17 protein-coding genes and 1 pseudogene are annotated in these 20,489 nt (G+C 71.2%); 7 read left to right on the top strand and 11 right to left on the bottom strand.

Annotation, left to right across the window (positions count from 1 at the left end; genetic code table 11):
- Nucleotides 1-11 precede the first annotated feature (11 nt).
- The 3 genes and pseudogenes from clpA to ABZT49_RS17890 all read right to left on the bottom strand — a co-directional run.
- The gene (clpA, locus tag ABZT49_RS17900; RefSeq protein ID WP_355287658.1) at nucleotides 12-2,492 is read right to left on the bottom strand and encodes an ATP-dependent Clp protease ATP-binding subunit ClpA; all 2,481 of its coding nucleotides are present in this window, start codon (nucleotides 2,490-2,492) and stop codon (nucleotides 12-14) included.
- A gap of 21 nt (nucleotides 2,493-2,513) precedes the next feature.
- On the bottom strand, nucleotides 2,514-2,897 hold the full coding sequence (gene clpS, locus ABZT49_RS17895; RefSeq protein ID WP_048443496.1) for an ATP-dependent Clp protease adapter ClpS: 384 nt from the start codon (nucleotides 2,895-2,897) through the stop codon (nucleotides 2,514-2,516).
- Between the two features lie 375 nt (nucleotides 2,898-3,272).
- A pseudogene (locus ABZT49_RS17890) lies at nucleotides 3,273-3,599 on the bottom strand (phasin family protein); the annotation flags it as partial.
- A gap of 326 nt (nucleotides 3,600-3,925) precedes the next feature.
- Here ABZT49_RS17890 and ABZT49_RS17885 point away from each other — a divergent pair.
- Nucleotides 3,926-5,413, top strand: a complete 1,488-nt coding sequence (locus ABZT49_RS17885; protein WP_355287656.1) for a D-alanyl-D-alanine carboxypeptidase — start codon at nucleotides 3,926-3,928, stop codon at nucleotides 5,411-5,413.
- 294 nt (nucleotides 5,414-5,707) lie between these two features.
- Here the strand turns inward: ABZT49_RS17885 and ABZT49_RS17880 are convergent, their stop codons facing one another.
- The 4 genes from ABZT49_RS17880 to egtB form a co-directional block, all read right to left on the bottom strand.
- Complete coding sequence (locus ABZT49_RS17880) at nucleotides 5,708-6,454, bottom strand: DnaJ domain-containing protein (protein WP_355287654.1); 747 nt, start codon at nucleotides 6,452-6,454, stop codon at nucleotides 5,708-5,710.
- Nucleotides 6,455-6,495: 41 nt separating this feature from the next.
- Nucleotides 6,496-7,206, bottom strand: a complete 711-nt coding sequence (locus ABZT49_RS17875) for a VWA domain-containing protein (RefSeq protein ID WP_355287652.1) — start codon at nucleotides 7,204-7,206, stop codon at nucleotides 6,496-6,498.
- Between the two features lie 7 nt (nucleotides 7,207-7,213).
- Nucleotides 7,214-8,200, bottom strand: a complete 987-nt coding sequence (gene egtD / locus ABZT49_RS17870) for an L-histidine N(alpha)-methyltransferase (RefSeq protein ID WP_355287651.1) — start codon at nucleotides 8,198-8,200, stop codon at nucleotides 7,214-7,216.
- 68 nt (nucleotides 8,201-8,268) lie between these two features.
- Nucleotides 8,269-9,522 (bottom strand): ergothioneine biosynthesis protein EgtB, encoded by a 1,254-nt coding sequence (egtB, locus tag ABZT49_RS17865; RefSeq protein WP_355287649.1) that lies wholly within the window; start codon nucleotides 9,520-9,522, stop codon nucleotides 8,269-8,271.
- Between the two features lie 224 nt (nucleotides 9,523-9,746).
- Here egtB and murI point away from each other — a divergent pair, with 224 nt between their 5' ends.
- The 3 genes from murI to rpsD all read left to right on the top strand — a co-directional run bounded on the left by murI (nucleotide 9,747) and on the right by rpsD (nucleotide 12,235).
- Nucleotides 9,747-10,622, top strand: a complete 876-nt coding sequence (gene murI / locus ABZT49_RS17860) for a glutamate racemase (protein ID WP_355287647.1) — start codon at nucleotides 9,747-9,749, stop codon at nucleotides 10,620-10,622.
- The gene (locus tag ABZT49_RS17855) at nucleotides 10,619-11,437 is read left to right on the top strand and encodes an alpha/beta hydrolase (protein ID WP_355287645.1); all 819 of its coding nucleotides are present in this window, start codon (nucleotides 10,619-10,621) and stop codon (nucleotides 11,435-11,437) included. Before murI ends, ABZT49_RS17855 begins: the two co-directional genes overlap by 4 nt.
- Before the next feature lie 180 nt (nucleotides 11,438-11,617).
- Complete coding sequence (rpsD, locus tag ABZT49_RS17850; RefSeq protein WP_048430210.1) at nucleotides 11,618-12,235, top strand: 30S ribosomal protein S4; 618 nt, start codon at nucleotides 11,618-11,620, stop codon at nucleotides 12,233-12,235.
- A 395-nt stretch (nucleotides 12,236-12,630) separates the two neighbouring features.
- Here the strand turns inward: rpsD and ABZT49_RS17845 are convergent, their stop codons facing one another.
- The 3 genes from ABZT49_RS17845 to ABZT49_RS17835 all read right to left on the bottom strand — a co-directional run bounded on the left by ABZT49_RS17845 (nucleotide 12,631) and on the right by ABZT49_RS17835 (nucleotide 15,834).
- Nucleotides 12,631-13,062 carry an HIT family protein gene (locus ABZT49_RS17845; RefSeq protein ID WP_355287643.1) on the bottom strand — a complete coding sequence of 144 codons (432 nt, stop codon included), beginning with the start codon at nucleotides 13,060-13,062 and terminating at the stop codon, nucleotides 12,631-12,633.
- Nucleotides 13,063-13,214: 152 nt separating this feature from the next.
- Entirely contained in the window at nucleotides 13,215-14,384 is a 1,170-nt protein-coding gene (locus ABZT49_RS17840) for a M20 aminoacylase family protein (RefSeq protein WP_355287641.1), read from the bottom strand.
- 214 nt (nucleotides 14,385-14,598) lie between these two features.
- Entirely contained in the window at nucleotides 14,599-15,834 is a 1,236-nt protein-coding gene (locus tag ABZT49_RS17835; protein ID WP_355287639.1) for a GNAT family N-acetyltransferase, read from the bottom strand.
- 105 nt (nucleotides 15,835-15,939) lie between these two features.
- Here ABZT49_RS17835 and ABZT49_RS17830 point away from each other — a divergent pair, with 105 nt between their 5' ends.
- Complete coding sequence (locus ABZT49_RS17830) at nucleotides 15,940-16,332, top strand: hypothetical protein (protein ID WP_355287637.1); 393 nt, start codon at nucleotides 15,940-15,942, stop codon at nucleotides 16,330-16,332.
- A 250-nt stretch (nucleotides 16,333-16,582) separates the two neighbouring features.
- Here the strand turns inward: ABZT49_RS17830 and ABZT49_RS17825 are convergent, their stop codons facing one another.
- Nucleotides 16,583-17,974, bottom strand: coding sequence for a polysaccharide biosynthesis/export family protein (locus ABZT49_RS17825; RefSeq protein WP_355287635.1), 1,392 nt, complete (start codon nucleotides 17,972-17,974; stop codon nucleotides 16,583-16,585).
- 468 nt (nucleotides 17,975-18,442) lie between these two features.
- On the opposite strand from ABZT49_RS17825, the gene ABZT49_RS17820 reads away from it, so the two are divergent.
- Nucleotides 18,443-19,225, top strand: a complete 783-nt coding sequence (locus tag ABZT49_RS17820; protein WP_355287633.1) for an exopolysaccharide biosynthesis polyprenyl glycosylphosphotransferase — start codon at nucleotides 18,443-18,445, stop codon at nucleotides 19,223-19,225.
- A 60-nt stretch (nucleotides 19,226-19,285) separates the two neighbouring features.
- Nucleotides 19,286-20,485: a glycosyltransferase family 2 protein gene (locus ABZT49_RS17815; protein ID WP_355287632.1), complete on the top strand. Its 1,200-nt coding sequence runs from the start codon at nucleotides 19,286-19,288 to the stop codon at nucleotides 20,483-20,485.
- Nucleotides 20,486-20,489: the final 4 nt, after the last annotated feature.

The raw sequence follows: 20,489 nt of genomic DNA, 5'->3' as shown, positions 1-20,489 counted from the left end.
CCCCGTCCGGATCAGGCCCGGACCAGCGGCACCTTCGGCACCGTGCGGACCCCGCCCTCGCCGCCGCCCGATCCGCCGTCCTTCGGCTTCTTCGGGGCGGCGGCGCGGGGGCGCTTTTGCTTCTTCGCGGCGTTCTTAGCCGCCTTCTTGGCCGCGATCGTCACGTCCTTCTCAGGCCGCGGCATCACCGGACCGGCCGGGAAGACGAAGCCGAGGCTCGGCTTCTCGCCGTCGGGCCGCTTGACGATCACCCGGACGGCGCCGCCGTCCTTGAGCTTGCCGAACAGCACCTCGTCGGCGAGCGGGGTCTTGATGGTCGACTGGATCAGGCGGGCCATCGGGCGGGCGCCCATGGCCTCGTCGTAGCCGTTCTCGACCAGCCAGTCCCGCGCCTCGTCGGAGAGCTCGATCGTGACGTTGCGGTCGGCGAGCTGCGCCTCGAGCTGGAGCACGAACTTGTCGACGACCTTGGCCACGACGGTCTTCGGCAGGTGGCCGAAGGACACGGTCGCGTCGAGGCGGTTGCGGAATTCCGGGGCGAACAGGCGGTTGATTGCCTCCTGATCGTCGCCGGTGCGCTTGTTCTGCGTGAAGCCGAACGCCGCCTTGGCGAGGTCGGCCGCGCCCGCATTCGTCGTCATGATGATGATGACGTTGCGAAAATCGACCTGCTTGCCGTTATGGTCGGTCAGCTTGCCGTGGTCCATCACCTGCAACAGGATGTTGAACAGGTCCGGGTGGGCCTTCTCGATCTCGTCGAGCAGCAGCACGCAATGCGGGTGCTGGTCGATGCCGTCGGTGAGGAGGCCGCCCTGGTCGAAGCCGACATAGCCCGGAGGAGCGCCGATCAGCCGCGAGACGGTGTGCCGCTCCATGTATTCCGACATGTCGAAGCGCAGCATCTCGACGCCGAGGCTCGACGCGAGCTGCTTGGCGGCCTCCGTCTTGCCGACGCCAGTCGGGCCGGCGAACAGGTAGGCGCCGATCGGCTTGTCGGGATCGCGCAGGCCCGCCCGGGCGAGCTTGATCGAGGCGGTCAGCGCGTCGATGGCAGCGTCCTGGCCGTAGACCACCCGCTTGAGGTTGTCGGTGAGATGGGCGAGCACCTCCGCATCGTCCTTCGAGACGGTCTTCGGCGGGATCCGGGCCATCGTGGCGATGGTCGCCTCGATCTCCTTGACGCCGATCGTGCGCTTGCGGCGGCCCTCCGGCACCAGCATCTGCGAGGCGCCGGTCTCGTCGATCACGTCGATCGCCTTGTCCGGCAGCTTGCGGTCGTTGATGTAGCGGGCCGACAGCTCGACCGCGGCCTTCACGGCCTCGGTCGTGTACTTGAGCTTGTGGAACTCCTCGAAGGACGGGCGCAGGCCCTTGAGGATCTCGATCGCGTCCGGGATCGACGGCTCGTTGACGTCGATCTTCTGAAAGCGGCGCACCAGGGCGCGGTCCTTCTCGAAGTACTGGCGGTACTCCTTGTAGGTGGTCGAGCCGATGCAGCGCAGCGAGCCGGAGGCGAGCGCAGGCTTGAGGAGGTTCGAGGCATCCATCGCGCCGCCCGAGGTCGCACCGGCGCCGATCACCGTGTGGATCTCGTCGATGAACATGATGGCGTTGGGATGCGCCTCGATCTCCTTCATCACCTGCTTGAGGCGCTCCTCGAAGTCGCCCCGGTAGCGGGTGCCGGCGAGCAGCGTGCCCATGTCGAGGGAGAACACGGTCGCGTCGGCCAGAACCTCCGGCACCTCGTGCTGGATGATCTTGCGCGCCAGCCCCTCGGCGATCGCAGTCTTGCCGACGCCGGGGTCGCCGACGAGCAGCGGGTTGTTCTTCTGCCGGCGGCAGAGCACCTGGATCGTGCGCTGGACCTCGGTCTCGCGGCCGATCAGCGGGTCGATCTTGCCCTCGCGGGCCTTCTTGTTGAGGTTGACACAGTAGGCGTCGAGCGCGTCGCCCTTCTTCTTCTGGCCGCCGCGCTCGTCCTCGGGGCCGCTCGGGCGCTCCGTCGGGCCGTCCTCGTCGGCGCCGCGCACCGGCTTGCCCTCGGACAGGCCGGGACGCTTGGCGATGCCGTGGCTGATGTAGTTGACCGCGTCGTAGCGGGTCATGTCCTGCTCTTGCAGGAAGTAGGCGGCGTGGCTCTCGCGCTCGGCGAAGATCGCCACCAGCACGTTGGCGCCGGTGACCTCCTCTCTCCCCGAGGACTGCACGTGGATCACCGCGCGCTGGATCACGCGCTGGAAGCCGGCCGTCGGCTTGGCGTCCTGGCGCCCGTCGCCGGTCAGGTTGGCGAGCTCGGTGTCGATGTACTCGACGAGGTTGCGCTTGAGCAGGTCGACGTCGACGTTGCAGGCCCGCATGACCGCAGCCGCGTCCTGGTCGTCGACCAGGGCCAGCAGGAGGTGCTCGAGCGTCGCGTATTCGTGCCGGCGCTCGCCGGCCAGCGCCAGGGCGCGGTGGAGAGCTTGTTCAAGGCTGCGTGAGAAGCTGGGCAAAGCGGGCCTCTTAGCTGGTGCCTATTTCTTTTCCATGACGCATTGCAGAGGATGTTGGTGTTTCCGCGCAAAGTCCATGACCTGCGTCACCTTGGTCTCGGCAACCTCGTAGGTGAATATGCCGCACTCGCCGACGCCGTTCTGGTGAACGTGCAGCATGATGCGGGTCGCGTCCTCGCGCGACTTGTTGAAGAAGCGCTCGACCACGTGGACGACGAATTCCATCGGGGTGTAGTCGTCGTTGAGAAGTAGCACGCGGTAGAGGTTGGGACGCTTGGTGCGCGGCTTCGTCCGCGTGATCACGGCGGTTCCCGATCGCCCGTCGCCGTTGCCGTTCCCGGGAGCGCGGGGATTGGCCGCGACCGGCCTGGTGGAGGGTTCTCCCTGCCTCGGGACCTGAGCCATCTGAATCGTACCGACCTCGCTCTGGCGACCGCGCTAAAACCGCACCGGCCTCCCTCGGGCGGGGGGCTCGGGTGGTCGTGCGGGACGGCAGCCTATCACGTCGGCTGCCGGTGCCGAGCCTAATCTATAGGCCGAGTCCGCGCTTCGCCAGTCGGCTGCGCGCTCTTGTCGTGCAGCCCCGTCGCGGGAGCCCCAAAACGCGCGCGACCGGCACGGGATCCCGTGCCGGTCGCGATCGCGGTCTCGATGGGAAGGGGCGGCCCGCCGAGGGCCGCCCGCTATCGCTTACGCGGCGTGCTGCACGTCGGACTCGACCTTCTTCAGGCCGTCCTTGGCGGTGGAGAAGGCGCGGTCCTGGGCCTTGAACGCCTGCTCCTGGGCCTTGGCGACGAAGCCCTCGAACGGCTTCGCCATCTCCTTGGCGAGGTTCTGGTAGAGCTCGGTCATCTTGGAGGTCTGGGCCACGAGACGCTCGTACGAGGTCTTCATGTACTCGGTCTGGATCTCGAGCGCCTTGTCGAGCGAGCGCACGCCGGCGAGCTTCTCGAGGGTGGCGGTGCCGTGCTCGAACGACTGCTTCGCGAAGTCGGTCGCCTCGACGGCGATGGCCTGGCTCGCCTTCGACAGGGTGCCGAAGCTGCGCAGCATCGCGTCCATACCGTCCTTGCCGAACTTCTGGGCGGCCTCGGCCTGCTGGTTGATGTTCTGCTGGTTCATGGTGTGGCGGCGCCTAAGGGGGCGCCCCTCCTCGCGCGGCGTTCAGGGCATCGACAGGGCGCCCGCGCGTCGCGCCCCGCTGACCTGCAATATGTGCAGCGCACAAAATTCGTCAAGGGCGATTTGTGCGACGCACAATGAGCAAATTCGAGCATCGGAATTTGCGGGCGGTTAACCGGGGCGTAACCGCGCCTGCCTAGCCTGATTGACAGTGATGCCGCTGCGCCACGCCGTTTCCGGGGAGGCGCCATCGGTCTTGAGGGCGCCGCCAGGTCGCGGGCGCCCCTTCAGTTGAACGGGGTAGTCGCGTGATGCGTTGCGTTCACGGCCAATCTGGACCCGCGTTGCCGGCCGTGCTCGCCGCCGCGGCGGTGCTGACGGCCCTCACCGCCTCGCCCGCCGAGGCGCGCCGGCGCGCCCATCACGGCGGCGGGGGCGGGTACAATCCGCCCTATGCCGCGATGGTGGTGGACGCCAAGACCGGCCGCGTGATGCACGCGGTCAACGAGGACGCCCTGCGCCATCCGGCCTCGATCACCAAGGTGATGACGCTCTACCTGCTGTTCGAGCAGCTCGAGCGCGGCAAGATGGACCTCGACACTCCGCTGACGGTCTCGGCCAATGCCGCCCGGATGCCGCCCTCCAAGCTCGGCGTGCGCCCCGGCTCGACCGTGACGGTCGAGGAGGCGATCAAGGCGCTGGTGACGAAGTCGGCCAACGACATCGCCTGCGCCATCGGCGAGAACATCGCCGGCTCGGAGGCCGCCTTCGCCGAGATGATGACCCGCAAGGCGCATTCGCTCGGCATGACGCGCACCCACTACGCCAACGCCTCGGGCCTGCCCGATTCCGACCAGATCACCACCGCCCGCGACCTGACGATCCTGGCGCGTGCGATCCAGGACCGGTTCCCGAAATACTACCGCTACTTCCAGACCCGCTCCTTCGCCTTCAAGGGCCGGGTGATCGGCAACCACAACCACCTGCTCGGGCGGATCGAGGGCGTCGACGGCATCAAGACCGGCTATACCCGCGATTCGGGCTTCAACCTGATGACCTCGGCCCGCACCGAAGGCCGCCACATCGTGGCGGTGGTGCTCGGCGGCAAGTCGGGGGCGAGCCGCGACAACATCATGGCCAAGCTCGTCCAGGCCAACCTGCCGGTGGCCTATGCGGGCGCCCGCACCGCCGCCCCGGTGGTCGAGGTCGCCGAGCGGCCGCGCCCCGCCGTGGTCGCCGAGCGTCCGGTCGCGACCCGCACCCTCGTGGCCTCCGCCGACGAGGACGACGCGATCGAGACGACGAACTCCACCGGCCAGCCCCTCGACATCGCGCCCCGCGGCGGCGCCACGCCGCAGGCCGCGCCGAAGTGGCGGGCCGGCGCCCCCGGTGCCGTGCCGGCGAGCGCCCAGGCCTACGCGCCGGCCGCCACGGCTGCCTTCCCGGCCGCGAACGGCAAGTACGCTTCGCGCCTGCCGGCCTCCGAGCCCGGCGAGGCCCGGGCCCCGGCCCCGCGCGAGGCCGCGGCTCCGGCGGCGAAGCCCGTCAGCGTGACGCCCTGGGTGATCCAGCTCGGCGCCATGGACGACGAGGGCAAGGCGAAGTCGATGCTGGCCGATGCGCGCCAGCGCAGCGGCTCGGCGCTCGGCAAGGCGGCCCCGTTCACCGAGCGGGTGACCCATGGCGGCACCACGCTGTTCCGCGCCCGCTTCTCCGGCTTCTCCGAGGCCGAGGCCGCGCAGGATGCCTGCCGGGCGCTGAAGCGCAACGGCTTCACCTGCTTCGCGACTCGGAGCTGAGGGTCTTCTCATTCCGCGAGAGGCCAGGCTCCACGCAAAACATATGAGCGCGGGTCCCCCTCTCCCGAGTGGGAGAGGGGACAGGGGTGAGGGTGGCTCGGCTTCAGGCTGAGGCTCCGACCGTCGAGCTGAGCAGCGGAACGGTCACAGCTCCATCCGGCACCGTCTCCACCCTCACCCCTACCCCCTCTCCCACACGGGAGAGGGGATCCCGCGCCAAATTCGTAAAAGCCAGAACCACACCCCCGCCGCGGCGCATCCCTGCCGCGGCTCCGTCGACACGCGCGTGGAGTTTCAGCGATGTCGGTTGAGCAGAAAGTCCTTGGCCGCGTTCACGCGGGCCGCCAGGTAGTCGGACCCGCCCTGGTCCGGGTGCAGCCGCTTCATCAGGGTCCGGTGCGCCCGGCGCACCTCCTCGAGGGGCGCCCCGCGCTGAAGCCCCAGGATCTGATAGGCCTCCTCCTCCGTCATCGGCCCTGGCTGCGCCGCGCCGCCAGGCCGCGGGTCGCGGTCAGCCTCAGCGTCTACGCGCCATCCGGGAGACCGGCGGTCCAGATAAGCCTCTAGCAGGCGGGCGCCGTCCGGATCGCCGGCGCGGCACTCGGCGAGCAGCGACGCGAGGACGGGCGGGGCCAGGGCATCGAGGGCCTGGCCCGCGAGCGGCCCGGCGAGCACCGTGCCGCGCATCGCCCCGGAGGCGTGGTCGAGCTCCATCTCCAGCATGGCGGAGCGCACCCGCGAGACGGCGTCCGGCCGCGGGGCGGCGCCGCCGAGGCCGTATCTGCCGAGGCCATACTTGCCGAGCCCGAAGGGCAGGGGAGCGCCCTGGCGCCAGCCGAGCAGCCAGGCGCCGCCGAGGCCGAGCGCTCCGGCCATGTCGAAGCGCCCACGCAGGAACAGCAGGGCGGCCGCAGCCAGGGCCAGCCAGCCGCCGGCCTGGCGGATCACCCGCGCGATCGTCGAAGGGTTCGCCGTGGAGTAATGGCGGCCGAGCCACCACAGGCCGACGAGGACCAGGACACCGAGGCCGAGGGCGATCATCCGTCTTCCACCACCCTCAGATGCGCGCAGGGAACCCCTGTCTACCCGCCGGTCATGCCGGCGAGGAGCCGGCGCGCCGCCGCATCCTCATGCGCGGCGAGACGCAATCCGTCGAGTCCCCGCGTGGCGTAGAGCGCCGCGGCGCGCAGGAGCGCGGCCAGAACGTCCGGCGCCGCGAGGTCGAAGCGCGCCGCCACGCCCCCGCTCAGCCGCCCGATCTCGGAGAAGCCCGCGGCGACGTCCGGGTCGGGCCCTTCATGGAAGCAGAAGGCCGGCAGGCCGAGCAGGCCGAGTTCGCCGGCGACGCCGCAGAGGTCGTCGATGTCCTCCTCGATCGCGTCGCCGACCAGCACCAGGGCCTTGACCGGCCCGCGCGACGCCTCGTTGCGGGCGTGCCGCAGCACCCGGCCGATCTGGGTCCGGCCGCCCTGGCAGGTCACGCCCCGCATCAGGCCGGTGAGCGCGCGGGCATCGGCGACGAAGCGCGAGGCGCGGCACTCGTCGAACCCGCGAAAGTAGGCGAGCTGCACCGAAAGGCCGCCGAGCTGGGCCGTCGCCTCGAACATCCCGGCCTGGACCCCGCAGGCGAGGTCCCAGGTCGGCTGCCGGCTCATCGTCGCGTCGAGGGCGAAGATCAGCCGCGGCGCACCGCCCGATCCTGGGGAGACTTGCGGCACGGCGACCTGCCTCGCCGTCTCCAGGAAGGCGTCGACCGCAGCATTCCGCGCACGGCCGAGGTCGCGGTCGCCCATCGCCCGCTCAGTGCCGGCGAATGGTGCTGGCGGTGAGCGCGTGGACCGAGAACAGGCCGTCCGGATCGACCCAGGCGCGTCCGTGCTCCCAGCCGGCGCCGCGGGCGAGCGCCCGGAAGCCCGGCACCGTGTACTTGTAGCTGTTCTCGGTGTGGATCGTCTCGCCGGAGCCGAAATGGAACGGCACGCCCGCCACGGTGACGAGCTGGCTGCGCCGGCTGACGAGATGCATCTCGATCCGCCCGAGATTCTCGTCGAAGAAGGCCTGGTGCGCGAAGGCGTCGAGGTCGAAATCGGCGTTGAGCTCGCGGTTGATCCGGGCGAGCAGGTTGAGGTTGAACGCCGCCGTTACCCCGGCCGAATCGTCGTAGGCCGCGTCGAGCACCGCCTTGTCCTTCACGAGATCGATGCCGACGATGAGCGTGGCACCGGGCCCGAGCGTGCGGGCGAAGCTGCCGAGGAGGCCCGAGGCCATCGCGGGCTCGAAATTGCCGATCGTCGAGCCCGGGAAGAAGCCGGCCTTCGGCGCGTCCCTCAGATCGTCGGGCAGGGGGAAGGGCTTGGTGAAGTCCGCCGCCACCGGCTCGACCCGCAGGCGCGGGAAGTCGCGGCCGAGCTCCTCCGCCTCGCTGCGCAGAAACTCCTCCGAGACGTCGACGGGTACGTAGGCCGCGAGGTCGGTGAGGTGCGGCAGCAGGCGCCGCACCTTGGCGGTGGAGCCGCTGCCGAACTCGACGAGCGCCGCACCCGGCGGCAGGCCGGCACCGATCTCGGGACCGTACTGCTCGAGGATCGCGAGCTCGGTGCGGGTGGGATAATATTCCGGCAGCCGGGTGATCGCCTCGAACAGCTCCGAGCCGCGCCGGTCGTAGAAGTACTTGGCGGAGAGGTGCTTGCGCGGGGATCCGAGACCCGCGAGCACGTCCTGCAGGAAGCCGCGATCGGTGCTCGCGAGGGGAGCGGCGGGCGCGAGGTGGGGAGTGGGAGCGTTCACGAGCAGGTACTCCGAGGTCGGGCGGGCGCCCTTACGAGCGCCCGTGTCGAGGCACGTCCGGCCGCGCCTCACGCGCCGTAGTGAGATAGACGCAGGCCCGTGAACTGCCAGCGCTGGTGGGGATAGAAGAAGTTCCGGTAGGTCGGCCGGCTGTGGCCCTGCGGCGTCGCCACGGACGAGCCGCGCAGCACGAACTGGCTGACCATGAACTTGCCGTTATACTCGCCGAGCGCGCCGGGCAGCGGGCGGTAGCCCGGATAGGCGGAATAGGCGCTACGGGTCCATTGCCAGACATGGCCGAAGGCGGCGTCGAGCGAGCCGCTCGCCGCCTCCCACTCGGCCTCTGTCGGCAGGTCGCGCCCGGCCCAGCGGGCGAAGGCGTCGGCCTCGTAGTAGCTGACATGGGTCACCGGCAGGGCCGGATCGACCGGCTTCAACCCGGCGAGCGTCATGCTCGACCACACGCCGTCGGCCTGCCGCCAGTAGCCCGGCGCCTCCCAGCCCTCGTTCTGCGCGGCCACGAACCCATCCGAGAGCCACAGCTCCGGCTTGGCGTAGCCGCCATCCTGCATGAATTCGAGCCACTCGCCGTTGGTGACGAGGGCGCGCTCCAGGGTGACCGGCCGCAGCAGCACGTCGTGGCGCGGCTCCTCGTTGTCGAAGTGGAAGCCGTCGCCGGTATGCCCCATCCGGGTCACGCCGCCATCGAGGGCAACCTGCCCTGAACGCTGCGACAGGGCGGGCCAGCGCCAGCCTTCGTCGTAAGCCGGCAGGAGCGGGTTCTGCGCGAAGGCGTGCAGGATGTCGGTGAGCATCAGCTCCTGGTGCTGCTGCTCGTGGTGCAGACCGATCTCGACGATGCCGACGATCTCGGCCAGCTGCGCCTCGCGGGCGCTCCCGATCAGGTCGGCGATGGCGGCATCGACATGGGCGCGATAGGCCGCGACCTCGTCGCAGGTCGGCCGGGTCACGAGGCCTCGGCTGATCCGCGGCGCGCGCGGACCCGCCTGCACGTAGTAGGAGTTGAACAGATAGAAGAAGCGCTCGTCGAAGACCGTGTAGCCCGGCACCATCGCCGTCAGCAGGAACTGCTCGAAGAACCAGGTCGTGTGGGCGCGGTGCCACTTGGTCGGGCTCGCATCCGGCATCGACTGGATCTGCTGGTCCTCCGGCGAGAGCGGGGCGGCGCGGCGTTCGGTCTCGTCGCGGACGTGGCGGAAGGCCGCGATCCAGGCCGCCCGGTCGACCGGGCGGGCACCGACGGGGGGCGGGGGAAACGCGGGGCGCGTGTCTCTGACCTGCGCGGTCGCGGTCGCTGCCATCGGATCGTCCCTTATGCGTAGACGGATTGTCCACGCTCAACGCGGGTCCGGGGAACTCGTTTCTCCGGCGCGGCGTTACCGCGCAGCTTGGGTCCCGTGCGGCGACGCTTCGGACGGTGCGTCGCGGGGGAAGCGGGGCCATTTTGCCGCCGCTTTGACCAAGCCTTAACGAGCCCGCCGGACTCTCGCCGGCAATCTCTCATCCCTCTCGGTCAAAGCCTCTCATGCGGTTCGATCTGATGGCCGGCACTGCCGCGGCGCCCCTGGCGCCGATCACCCGTGCCCCCGTGGTCCTCGTGTTCGATTCCGGCCTCGGCGGCCTCACGGTGCTCGCCGAGGTGCGGCGCGCCCGGCCCGACGCCCGGGTGGTCTACGCCGCCGACGACGCCGCCTTCCCGTATGGCGGCCTCGCCGAGCCCGTGCTGGTGGCCCGCGTGCTCACCGTGATGGAGCGGCTGATCGCCCTCCACGCCCCCGATCTCGTGGTAGTGGCCTGCAACACCGCCTCGACCCTGGTGCTGCCGGCCCTGCGCCAGCGCTTCGACATCCCGTTCGTCGGCACCGTGCCGCCGATCAAGCCGGCGGCCGCGGCGACCCGTTCAGGATTCGTCAGCGTGCTCGCCACGCCCGGCACCGTGCGGCGCGACTATACCCGCGAGCTGATCGACACCTACGCCGCGGGCTGCCGGGTCACCCTGGTCGGGGCGACTGGCCTCGCGGCGCTGACCGAGGCGGCGCTCTCCGGCCTGCCGGTCTCGGACGCCGACCTCTGGGCCGAGATCGGGCCGTGCTTCGTCGAGGGCGAGGCGGGGCGCACCGACGTGGTGGTGCTCGCCTGCACCCACTATCCCCTGCTGCTTCCCCGCTACCAGGCGCTCGCGCCCTGGCCGGTGACCTGGATCGACCCGGCCCCGGCGATCGCCCGGCGCATGACCCAGCTGATCGGCGGCCCCGCCCGGGGATTCGGCGACGACGTCCCGGGTCCGGTCCTGGCCTCCTTCACCTCCGGCGACCGGCTGACCCCCGCCCTGTGCGCGGCGCTCGGCGAGCGCGGCATCGCCGAGGTCGCGCGCGAGGCGATGCCGCTCGTTCTCCAGTGAGCCTCGCCCGGCTGGCTTTGCTCGCGGCCGGCCTGCTCGTCGCGGTCATTGTCCTGTACGGCGCGGTGATCGCCGCGTTCTGGTGGTTCCAGCGCAGCCTGCTCTATCCGGGCCAGGGCGGTCCGGTCCCGGCGACCGGCGCGCGGCTGCCGGGCGTCGAGACGGTCGTGCTGGCGACGCCGGACGGCGAGCGCCTGCGCGCGCTCTGGCTGCCGCCGGCCGAGGGCGCCGGAGTGGTGGTGACGTTCCACGGCAACGCCTCGCTGCCCGAGTGGCACGCCGAGCGCTTCGCCGCCGGGCCCTGGCGGGCTCACGGGTGGGGCGTGATGGCGCCGGCCTATCGCGGCTATCCGGGCTCGACCGGGCGGCCGAGCGAGGCCGGGCTGATCGCCGACGGGCTGGCGGCCCTGGCGGAAGCGCGGCGTCGGGCGCCCGGCGCCCCGGTGCTGCTGCACGGCCACTCCCTTGGCGCGGCGGTGGCGGTCGCGGTGGCGGCCCGCGCCGGGGCGACGGGCCTGCGGGGGCTCTACCTCGAAGCGCCGTTCGACTCGATGACCGCGATGGCGCGCCACCATTTCCGCTTCCTGCCGGCGGGCCTCCTCTCCGATACCTGGCATTCCGACCGGATCGTCGGCGCGCTCGACGTCCCGGTCCTGATCGTGCACGGCGAGATCGATCCGGTGATCCCGGCGAAGTATGGTGCCCGGCTGGCGCGCGCCGCGCGCGCCGACTTCATCGAGGTGCCGGGCGACCACGTCTCCATCTTAGGCCGCCAGGACAACGAGGCCGAAGCCCGGTTCCGGCCGAACCCTTGAGTCTTGACCCCCGACGCTTTGTCGCCTAAGAGCGCCCGGTTCGCGGGGCTCCGGTTCGGGGCCCCGAAACATTTTGCGCACCCGCGAGCGGCTCGTCACGGCCGCTCTGTCGCCCCGGATTCGGGGGGAGGAGGGCGCGTTCCTCTCAATACGTGATGAAAAAGTTCTAGAGGACACGCGATGTCGAAACGCGTTCAGGCGAAGCACAAGCTCGATCGCCGCATGGGCCAGAACATCTGGGGCCGCCCGAAGAGCCCCGTGAACCGCCGCGAGTACGGCCCGGGCCAGCATGGCCAGCGCCGCAAGGGCAAGATGTCCGACTTCGGCACGCAGCTGCGCGCCAAGCAGAAGCTCAAGGGCTACTACGGCAACATCACCGAGAAGCAGTTCCGCCGCTACTACGCCGAGGCGATCCGCCTGCGCGGCGACTCGGGCGAGAACCTGGTCGGCCTGCTCGAGCGCCGCCTCGACGCGGTGGTCTACCGCTCGAAGTTCGTGGCGACCCCGTTCGCCGCCCGCCAGTTCGTCAACCACGGCCACATCCGGGTGAACGGCGTGCGCGTCAACATCCCGAGCTACCTCGTCAAGCCGGACGACGTGATCGAGATCAAGGAATCGTCCAAGCAGCTCGAGATCGTCCTCGTGGCGAGCCAGCTCGCCGAGCGCGACGTGCCCGACTACATCGAGGTCGACCACGGCAAGATGACCGCGCGCATGACCCGCGTGCCGACCCTGTCCGAGGTCCCGTACCCGGTGCAGATGGAGCCGAACCTGGTCATCGAGTTCTACTCGCGCTGATCTGAGCGACGCAGAGGTCGAGAGTTCCGGAGAGCCGCCCGAAAGGGTGGCTTTTCTTTTTTGTTGTCTCAAACCGAGAAGAGGCCCTGAGAGAGAAGAGACGCGGTTTCTCCTCTCCCCGCGGGCGGGGAGAGGGCCATGCTCCCGTCCAGGGAGCGTGGCGAGCCCGCAGGGCGAGGGTGAGGGGGTGTCTCCGATTGAGGCTCTTCCGGCACTTCCCCCTCACCCTCGCTCCGGCTTGCGCCTCCGCTTGCTGCATCCCCTGAACGGGGACGCAGCCCTCTCCCCGCAACGAAGTCGGGTCTGCCCGACTTCGCTCTTGTTTGCAGATCCCGGGCAGGCCCGGGATCTGTCGGGGAGAGGAGAAAGCCTGCGCCTCTGTTAGAAGGACTGGATCAGCCCTTGAGCGCCGCCCGGATCTTCTCCGCATGCTGGGCCAGCAGAGCCGGATCCGCCATCCCATCGACGTGCCGGCGCGGCGCCACGCCCTCGTGCCGGGGCAGGACATGGACGTGGAGGTGGAACACCGTCTGGCCGGCCGCCGCCTCGTTGTACTGGTAGACCGCGACGCCGTCGGCCGCGAAAGCGGCCTTCGCGGCCCGCGCCACGATCTGCACCGCGGCGTAGAGGTGACCGAGGGTGGCCGGGTCCGCGTCGAGGAGGTTGCGGCTCGGAACCTTGGGCACCACCAGGGTGTGGCCGTCGGCCTGGGGCATCACGTCCATGAACGCGATGACGTGCTCGTTCTCGTAGACTTTGTGGCAGGGCACCTCGCCCCGCAGGATCTTGCCGAAGATGTTCTGGGAATCGTAGGCGGTCTCGGTCATCGCACGGTTTCCTGTCGGGGATTGCACGGCTCGATCACCGTTGCTGCCACCCCGCGGGTCATCCCGGGGCCGCATCAGCGGACCCCAGGGTGACGCAGGGAGAATGGCGTCGCCAGGACCTTATCCGAACGTCTGTGCGCCCGGAACCGGCCTCAGCCGGCGGCGGCGGCTGAGCGCGTCTCGACCAGCCGCGCGAAATACGCCGCCCCGAGCGGGATGATCGCGTCGTCGAAGTCGAAGGCGGCGTTGTGCAGGTTCGCCCCGGCCTTGCCGCCGAGCCAGGCATAGGCGCCCGGCACCGCGTGCAGCATGTCGGCGAAGTCCTCGCTGCCCATCTTGGGCTCCGGCGCGGTGTCGACCTTGGCGGCGCCGAACAATTCGGTGGCGACCGCGGCGGCGGCGCGGGTCTGGGCCTCGCTGTTGCGCAGGACCGAGAAGATGTCGTTGATCTCGACCGTGATCTCGGCGCCGAAGGTCGCGGCCACGCCGGCCGCGATCTCGCGCATGCGCTTGGCGATCAGGGCGCGGATGTCGTCGTCGAAGGTGCGGACCGTGCCGGCGAGGTGGGCCTCCTCCGGGATCACGTTGTAGGCCGCCCCGGCATGGACCTGGGTGATCGACAGAACTGCCGATTGCAGCGGGTCGGCGTTGCGGCTGACGATGGTCTGCAGCGCCTGGACGAGAGCCGCCTGGACCACCACCGGGTCGATGCCACGGTTCGGCTGCGCTCCGTGGGCGCCGCGCCCGACGATGCGGATGTCGAAGAAGTCGGCCGCCGCCATGGCGGGGCCGGGCCGCACCGAGAGCTCGCCGGTCCGTCCGCTCGGGTTGTTGTGCAGGCCGTAGACCTCGTCGCAGGGGAAGCGCGAGAACAGCCCGTCGGCCAGCATGGCGCGGGCGCCACCCAAGCCTTCCTCCGCGGGCTGGAAGATGAACACCGCGGTGCCGTCGAAGTCGCGGGTCTCGGCGAGGTACTTGGCGGCGCCGAGCAGCATCGTGGTGTGGCCGTCATGGCCGCAGGCATGCATCTTGCCCGGCACGGTCGAGCGGTAGGGGAGATTGGTCGCCTCCTCGATCGGCAGGGCGTCCATGTCGGCGCGCAGGCCGATGCGCCGCGGGCTGGTGCCGCGGCCCTTCAGCACCCCGACGACGCCGGTGCGGCCGATCTCGCGATGGACCTCGATCCCCCAGGAGGCGAGCTTGTCGGCCACGATGCCGGAGGTGCGCACCTCCTCGAAGCCGAGCTCCGGATGGGCGTGGAAGTCGCGCCGGATGGCGGTGAGCGCCTCGAGGTCGGCGGAGATGCGGTCGATCGGGGACATGCGGCGAAAACGCTCCGGACTGCGGCCCGGGGTCGGGGCCGGACGGCGCGCATCCTCCGGCGCCTGCAACCCCGAGTCCAGAGGCGCGGATGCATGGCTGCGGATGCCCGGCGTCCCGCGCCCCCGCAGGCTCAGGCGGCGATCCGGCTCGAGCCTCTTTCCGGGCCCCGTGCAAGGAGCGTAGCCGCTGCCCGATCGCCGCGCTACGGCGCCGTCAGTCGTCGCCCTGCGAGGCCTCGCCCTTGCGGAACGGCGTCGCCTCGTCGAGGGCGTCCGCCGCCGCCTCGACGTGGCGCGCCTCGCGGGCGAGATAATCGGCGATCGCGGCGCGCAAGGATGAATCGGCGATGTCGTGGACGGAATGGGTGATCACCGGGCGGTAGCCGCGGGCGAGCTTGTGCTCGCCCTGCGCCCCGGCCTCGACCCGGGCGAGCCCACGAGCGATCGCGAAGTCGATCGCCTGGTAGTAGCAGACCTCGAAATGCAGGAAGGGATGGTCCTCGATGCAGCCCCAGTTGCGGCCGTAGAGGGCGCGGTCGCCGATCAGGTTGATGGCGCCCGCGACGTACTGGCCCTCGCGCCGGGCCATCACCAGGAGGATGCGCTCGGGCATGCGCTCGCCGATGAGCGAGAAGAAGCGCCGGTTGAGGTAGGGCCGGCCCCATTTGCGCGAGCCGGTATCCATGTAGAAGCGGTAGAACGCGTCCCAGTGGGCCTCCGTCAGGTCGGAGCCGGTGACCCACTCGACCGTGATCCCGGCCGATAGCGCGTCGCGCCGCTCGCGCTTGATCGCCTTGCGCTTGCGCGAGGCGAGCGCCCCGAGGAAATCATCGAAGGTGGCATAGCCGGCATTGTCCCAGTGGAACTGCTGGTCGACCCGGCGCAGGAAGCCGAGTTCGCCCGCCCGCTCGGCCTCGGCCTCGGGCAGGAAGGTCGCGTGGATCGAAGAGGCCTCGACCTGCCGGCGGAGCGCCCGCAGGCCGGCGACGAGGGCGGCGGTGGCCTCCTGGGGATCCTCGCCCGGGGCGACCAGGAAGCGCGGGCCGGTGACGGGCGTGAACGGCACGCTGACCTGGAGCTTCGGGTAGTAGCGGCCGCCGGCGCGCTCGAACGCGTCGGCCCAGCCGTGATCGAACACGTACTCGCCCTGCGAGTGGGATTTCAGGTAGCAGGGGGCGTAGCCGACCACCTGACCGTCGCGCTCGGCGGCGACGTGCAGGGGCAGCCAGCCGGTGCGGCCGCCGACGCAACCCGAATCCTCGAGCGAGGACAGGAAGGCGTGGGTGACGAAGGGGTTGTGGCTCTCGGCCGCCCCCGCGAGCGATTCGGCCGAGAGAGCGCAGCGGTCCCAGTCCGCCGCGGCGATCTCGGAGATGCGCTGGACGACGCGGACCTGCAAGGTGCCCGCCGCCGGGGTCGCGCCGCACCCTGCTTCGCCGGTTGTCTCCATGACGTCCGGAGTTAGGTCGCGGCCGGGGGCTCGGCAATGCGGCGCGGCCTCGCAGGGGCGGGAGCGTGGGAACCGTCCGGCCGCATTGCCGCTTTGTGTCTCGCCATGACGCCGAACAACACCACCACGCGCCCGACCGTCCCCACGGCGATGCCGAACCCGCCAGGCTCCCCGAACCAGGGCCCCGCGAAGCCGCTGGCTCAGGCCTGGGACGACCGGATCGCCCGGCTGCTCGATCTCCTGCCGAAGCGGGTCGGCGATGCGATCGCCTGGCTGCGCGCCCCGTCCCGGCGCTGGGTCCGCATCCCGGCCGCCCTGGTGCTGATCCTCGGCGGCTTCCTGGCGGTCCTGCCGGTCTTCGGCCTGTGGATGCTGCCGCTCGGCCTCGCCCTCCTCAGCGAGGACCTGCCGGGCATGAAGCCGGGGCTGGAGCGGTCGGCCCGCTGGCTGGAGGCGAAGTGGGAGCGGGTCGTCGCGTGGTGGCGCCGCAAGGGGTGATGCGATCGGCGTCCCCTCGTATAAAAGAATTAACGTCTCCCACCCCACAGGGTCATCCCGGGGCCGCGGCAGCGGAGCCCGGGATCCAGACACGCAGGTGGTGCCAAAACAGGCGGTACGCGCTCCGCCTTGTCCTGAACGTCCTGCGGCTCTCGATCCCGGACTCCGCTGCGCGGCCCCGGGATGACGCTGAGTTTCGTGAAGAGCGTCGCGGCGAGAAGAGCTTCGTTACGCTTCTTTCTATGAACCGCTAGTTCAACGACGTCATCGCCCCCGTCCGCGGCGCCGGCCAGGACACCGCCGGCAGGTCGATGTTGGGCAGCTCGACGCTCACGGAATCGCCCGGCATCAGCGTCGTGGTGTCCTCGGCCACGATCTCCTGCGCGCTCGTGCCGGTCTGGCGGCTGACGCGGTAGGTCGGCTTCGCCCGCCGGGCCTGGGCGCGGTCGGAGAGGAAGCGCGGGGCGGAGACCTCGGCCTCGAGGATCAGCCGCTCGGCCACCTCCATCCGGGGCTTCAGCTGCTCGAGGGCGCGCTGGGTGTCGCGCATCTCCGCCGTGACCTCGGTGGCGCGCCGGCTGCGCAGGTCGAGGATCGACAGGTCGGCGCGCGAGATCGATTCGCGGGCGCGCAGGAGGTCGGTGGTGGTGCGCAGCTTCTCGCTCTCCATCTGCGCCATCGAGCGGCCGGACGCGATGGTGCGCTGCTGCGTGGCGAGGCCGCGCTCGGCGAGCTGCTCGTTGCTGCGGATCTCGGTGGCGATCAGCTTGATCTGGGTGTCGATGGTGGCGAGCTGGCCGTTCAGCGCGTCGATCTGCTGGCGCAGGAAGCGCTTGAGATCCTCGATGGCGTCGACCTGGGTCGCCAGCGCCTTGCGGCGGGCCTCGAAGATCGAGGTCTCGCGGTCGATGAGCGCCAGCAGGCCGGGATCCGGGCGCCCGGCCAGCTCCTTCGGCGGCTCGAATCTCGGCTTGTCGTCGCGCTCGGCGGCGAAGCGGGCCAGCCGCAGGGTGAGCTGGTCGCGGTCCTTCTGCAGGCCGGCGAGGTCGCCCCGCGCGGTGATCGCGTCGCGCTCCAGGCGCAGGAGCCCGCCATCGGTGACCCGCGGCGGTCCGCCGGCGAGCGCCACCGCCTTCGCGACCGTGAGCCCCGGCCGGAAGGCGTATTCCCCGGGCTTGTCGACGGCGCCGCTGATGTAGAACGGCCGGTAGACGGCGATCTCGACCGCGGTGTCGGGCGGATCGGCCAGGTCCATCCGGTCGCGCAGGCGCCGCGCCACCAGCCGCCCGACCTCCCGGGTCGGCAGGCCGGCCACCGGGATGTCGCCGATGATCGGCAGGGACAGCGTGCCGTCGGCCCCGATGGTGAACTCGTCGTTCAGCGCCGTCCAGGCGAAGATCTCGTCGCGGCTCGCCCGCCACTCGAACACCCGCAGCCGGATGCGGTCGAGCGGCCCGAGGGCGTAGCCCGCGAGGCTCCCGGCGGGATTGCTCGCCGCGGCGGCCGGCGCGGGCGCCGGCGGCGGGGCGGAGATGGCGGGACGCGGCCCGTTCGCCGCGCTCGCGAGCCCGGCCGGCAGGCATAGCGCGCCGAGGAGGAGCCCGCGCCGGAGGGAGGCGGGAAGACGGTGTGCGGCTCGCATGCGGATCAGGCCTTCTCGTCCCAAAGATGTCGGCTGCCAGAGATGTCGACGGCCGGTGGTGTCGGCTGCCGGTGATGTCGTTTGCCCGCGAGCCCTCTCCCGGCCGCCGCGCCGCTGGGCTCGTTCCCGTGACTGACGGGAAGCCTCGGCCGTCCGGCCGCACGGCGCAGCCTCCCAATAAGCGGTAGGGGCCGCACCACCCCCCGCGCCTTGTCCCGCCAGCCCCTGTTCACCTTCGTTTCTTCGGATGAGAGACCGGCACCCGAACGAGGTAATCGAAGATGAAGCAACGTAGATCCGCGTGATATTGTGGTGAAATTGACCTGAGTGTCGTGCCTCTGCCTATCGTTAACCGCTCGTTAACGGTGGAGACGGCGCATGGCTCGTGGAGCACGACCGCAATCCCGCGTGGGCGGTGGTGATGAACTTGGCAGTAAGGGGCTTGCCAGGAGCGGGATCGGAGGTGCGGTGCCGGCCGGCGGCCTCGCGCTGCTGCTCGCTCCGGGGCTGCTGGCGCCGGGCGCTCTGGCGGCGGGAGCCTTGACGCCTCAGGTCTCGGCCTCCGGAGCCCTGGCCTCTGGAACCCTGGCCTTGGCGCCCGCCGTCGAGGCCGGCGGCGCGGCCGCCGTCGCCCGGGTCCGCCCGGCCTTCCGGCCCGGGATGGGTCCGGTCGCCAAGCGCGCCCTCGACGTGGTGGGCGCCGCCCTCGGGCTGGTCCTGCTGCTGCCGCTCCTCCTCGTCATCGCGCTGCTGATCAAGTGGGATTCGCGCGGACCGGTGCTGTTTCGCCAGAGCCGCATCGGCCTTGGCAACCAGGCGTTCCAGGTGTGGAAGTTCCGCACCATGACCTGCTGCGAGAATGGCAGCGTGGTCCGCCAGGCCCGGCGCGACGACCCGCGGGTGACCCGCGTCGGCCGCGTCCTGCGCCGCACCAGCCTCGACGAGCTGCCCCAGCTCGTGAACGTGCTCCTCGGCTCGATGTCCCTGGTCGGGCCGCGGCCGCACGCGGTGGCGCACGACGCGCAGTTCACCGGCACCGTCGCCCGCTACGCCGAGCGCCACGCGGTGCGCCCGGGCATCACCGGCTGGGCCCAGGTGCGCGGGTGCCGCGGCGAGACGCCGAACGCCGCCGCGATGCAGCGCCGGGTCGATCTCGACCTCGCCTATATCGAGCATTGGTCGCTGCTGCTCGACCTGATCATCCTCGGGATGACGCTGCGCGAGATCTTCCGCTCGCAGGCCGCCTACTGACCCTCACCTCATCATGTCCCGGCTGCGCGCCCGCGCGGCCGGGCGAGGATTTTTGGACCCATGATTGTCATCGATGTCGTCCTCTGCGCCCTGGCGCTCGCCGGCGCGGTGCCGGTCCTGGTTCTCGCCGCGCAGGTCGTGGCCTCGCTGCCCGCCTTGCGCCCGCCGCCGCCGGCCCCACGCCGGCCGTCCCTGGCGGTGCTGATCCCGGCCCACGACGAGGCGGGCCAGATCGCCGCCACGGTGGCCTCGCTGCGGCCCGGCCTCGCCCCCGGCGACCGCCTGCTGGTGGTCGCCGACAATTGCCTCGATGCCACCGCCGCCGCCGCGCGGGAGACGGGGGCCGAGGTGGTGGAGCGCCACGATCCCGAGCGGCGCGGCAAGGGCTACGCCCTCGATTTCGGTTATCGCCACCTCGCCCGCACCGGCCTGCCCGAGACCCTGGTGGTGGTCGACGCCGATTGTGCCATCGCCCCCGACGCCCTCGACCGAATCGCGCGCCTGAGCGCCGCCCTCGACGGGCCGGTCCAGGCCGCCTACCGCCTCGCGCCGCCGCCGCAGGCCTCCTCCGCCCTGCGGCTTGCCACCGTCGCGACGGTGGTCAAGCAGATCGGCCGGCCCCTCGGGGGCAGCCGCCTCGGCTGGCCCTGCGGCATCTCCGGCACCGGCTTCGCGGTGCCGACGCGGCTTCTGGGCACGGTCGGGCTGGCGAACGGGCATCTCGCCGAGGACCTGAAGCTCGGCCTCGACCTCGCGCTCGCCGGCCATCCGCCCCGCTTCTGCCCGGAGGCCGAGGTGACGAGCGCGCTCCCCGCCGGCGCGGCGGCGCGACGAGCGCAGCAGACCCGCTGGGAGCACGGCCACCTCTCGCTGATCCTGCCCTATGCCGGCGCGCTCCTGCGCGCCGCCCTGCACCGGGGCGACGCCCGCCTCGCCGCGATGGCCCTCGACCTCTGCGTGCTGCCCCTGGTGACCCTCGCCCTCGCGCAGGCCGGGCTCGCCGGCCTCGGCCTCGCCTGGTGGGCGCTCGGCGGCGGGGCGGGACCCCTGCTGATCTCCGCCGCCAGCCTCGCCGGCCTCGTTCTCGCCTTCGGCCTCGCGGCCCGGCGCTGGGGCGGCGGCCTCCTGCGCTGGCAGGATCTCGCGGCCCTGCCGCGCCTCGTCGCCGGCAAGGCCGGGATCCTGCGCCGCTTCGCGCTGCGGCGGCAGACGGAATGGGTGCGGACCGAGCGGGCCGGGGAGGGGAAGTCGGCGGGGTAGGAGG

The organism is Methylobacterium sp. EM32 (assembly GCF_040593685.1).
GTDB lineage: Bacteria > Pseudomonadota > Alphaproteobacteria > Rhizobiales > Beijerinckiaceae > Methylobacterium.
The sequence above is the reverse complement of the archived record's forward strand: the minus strand, read 5'-3'. Positions and strand labels throughout refer to the sequence as shown.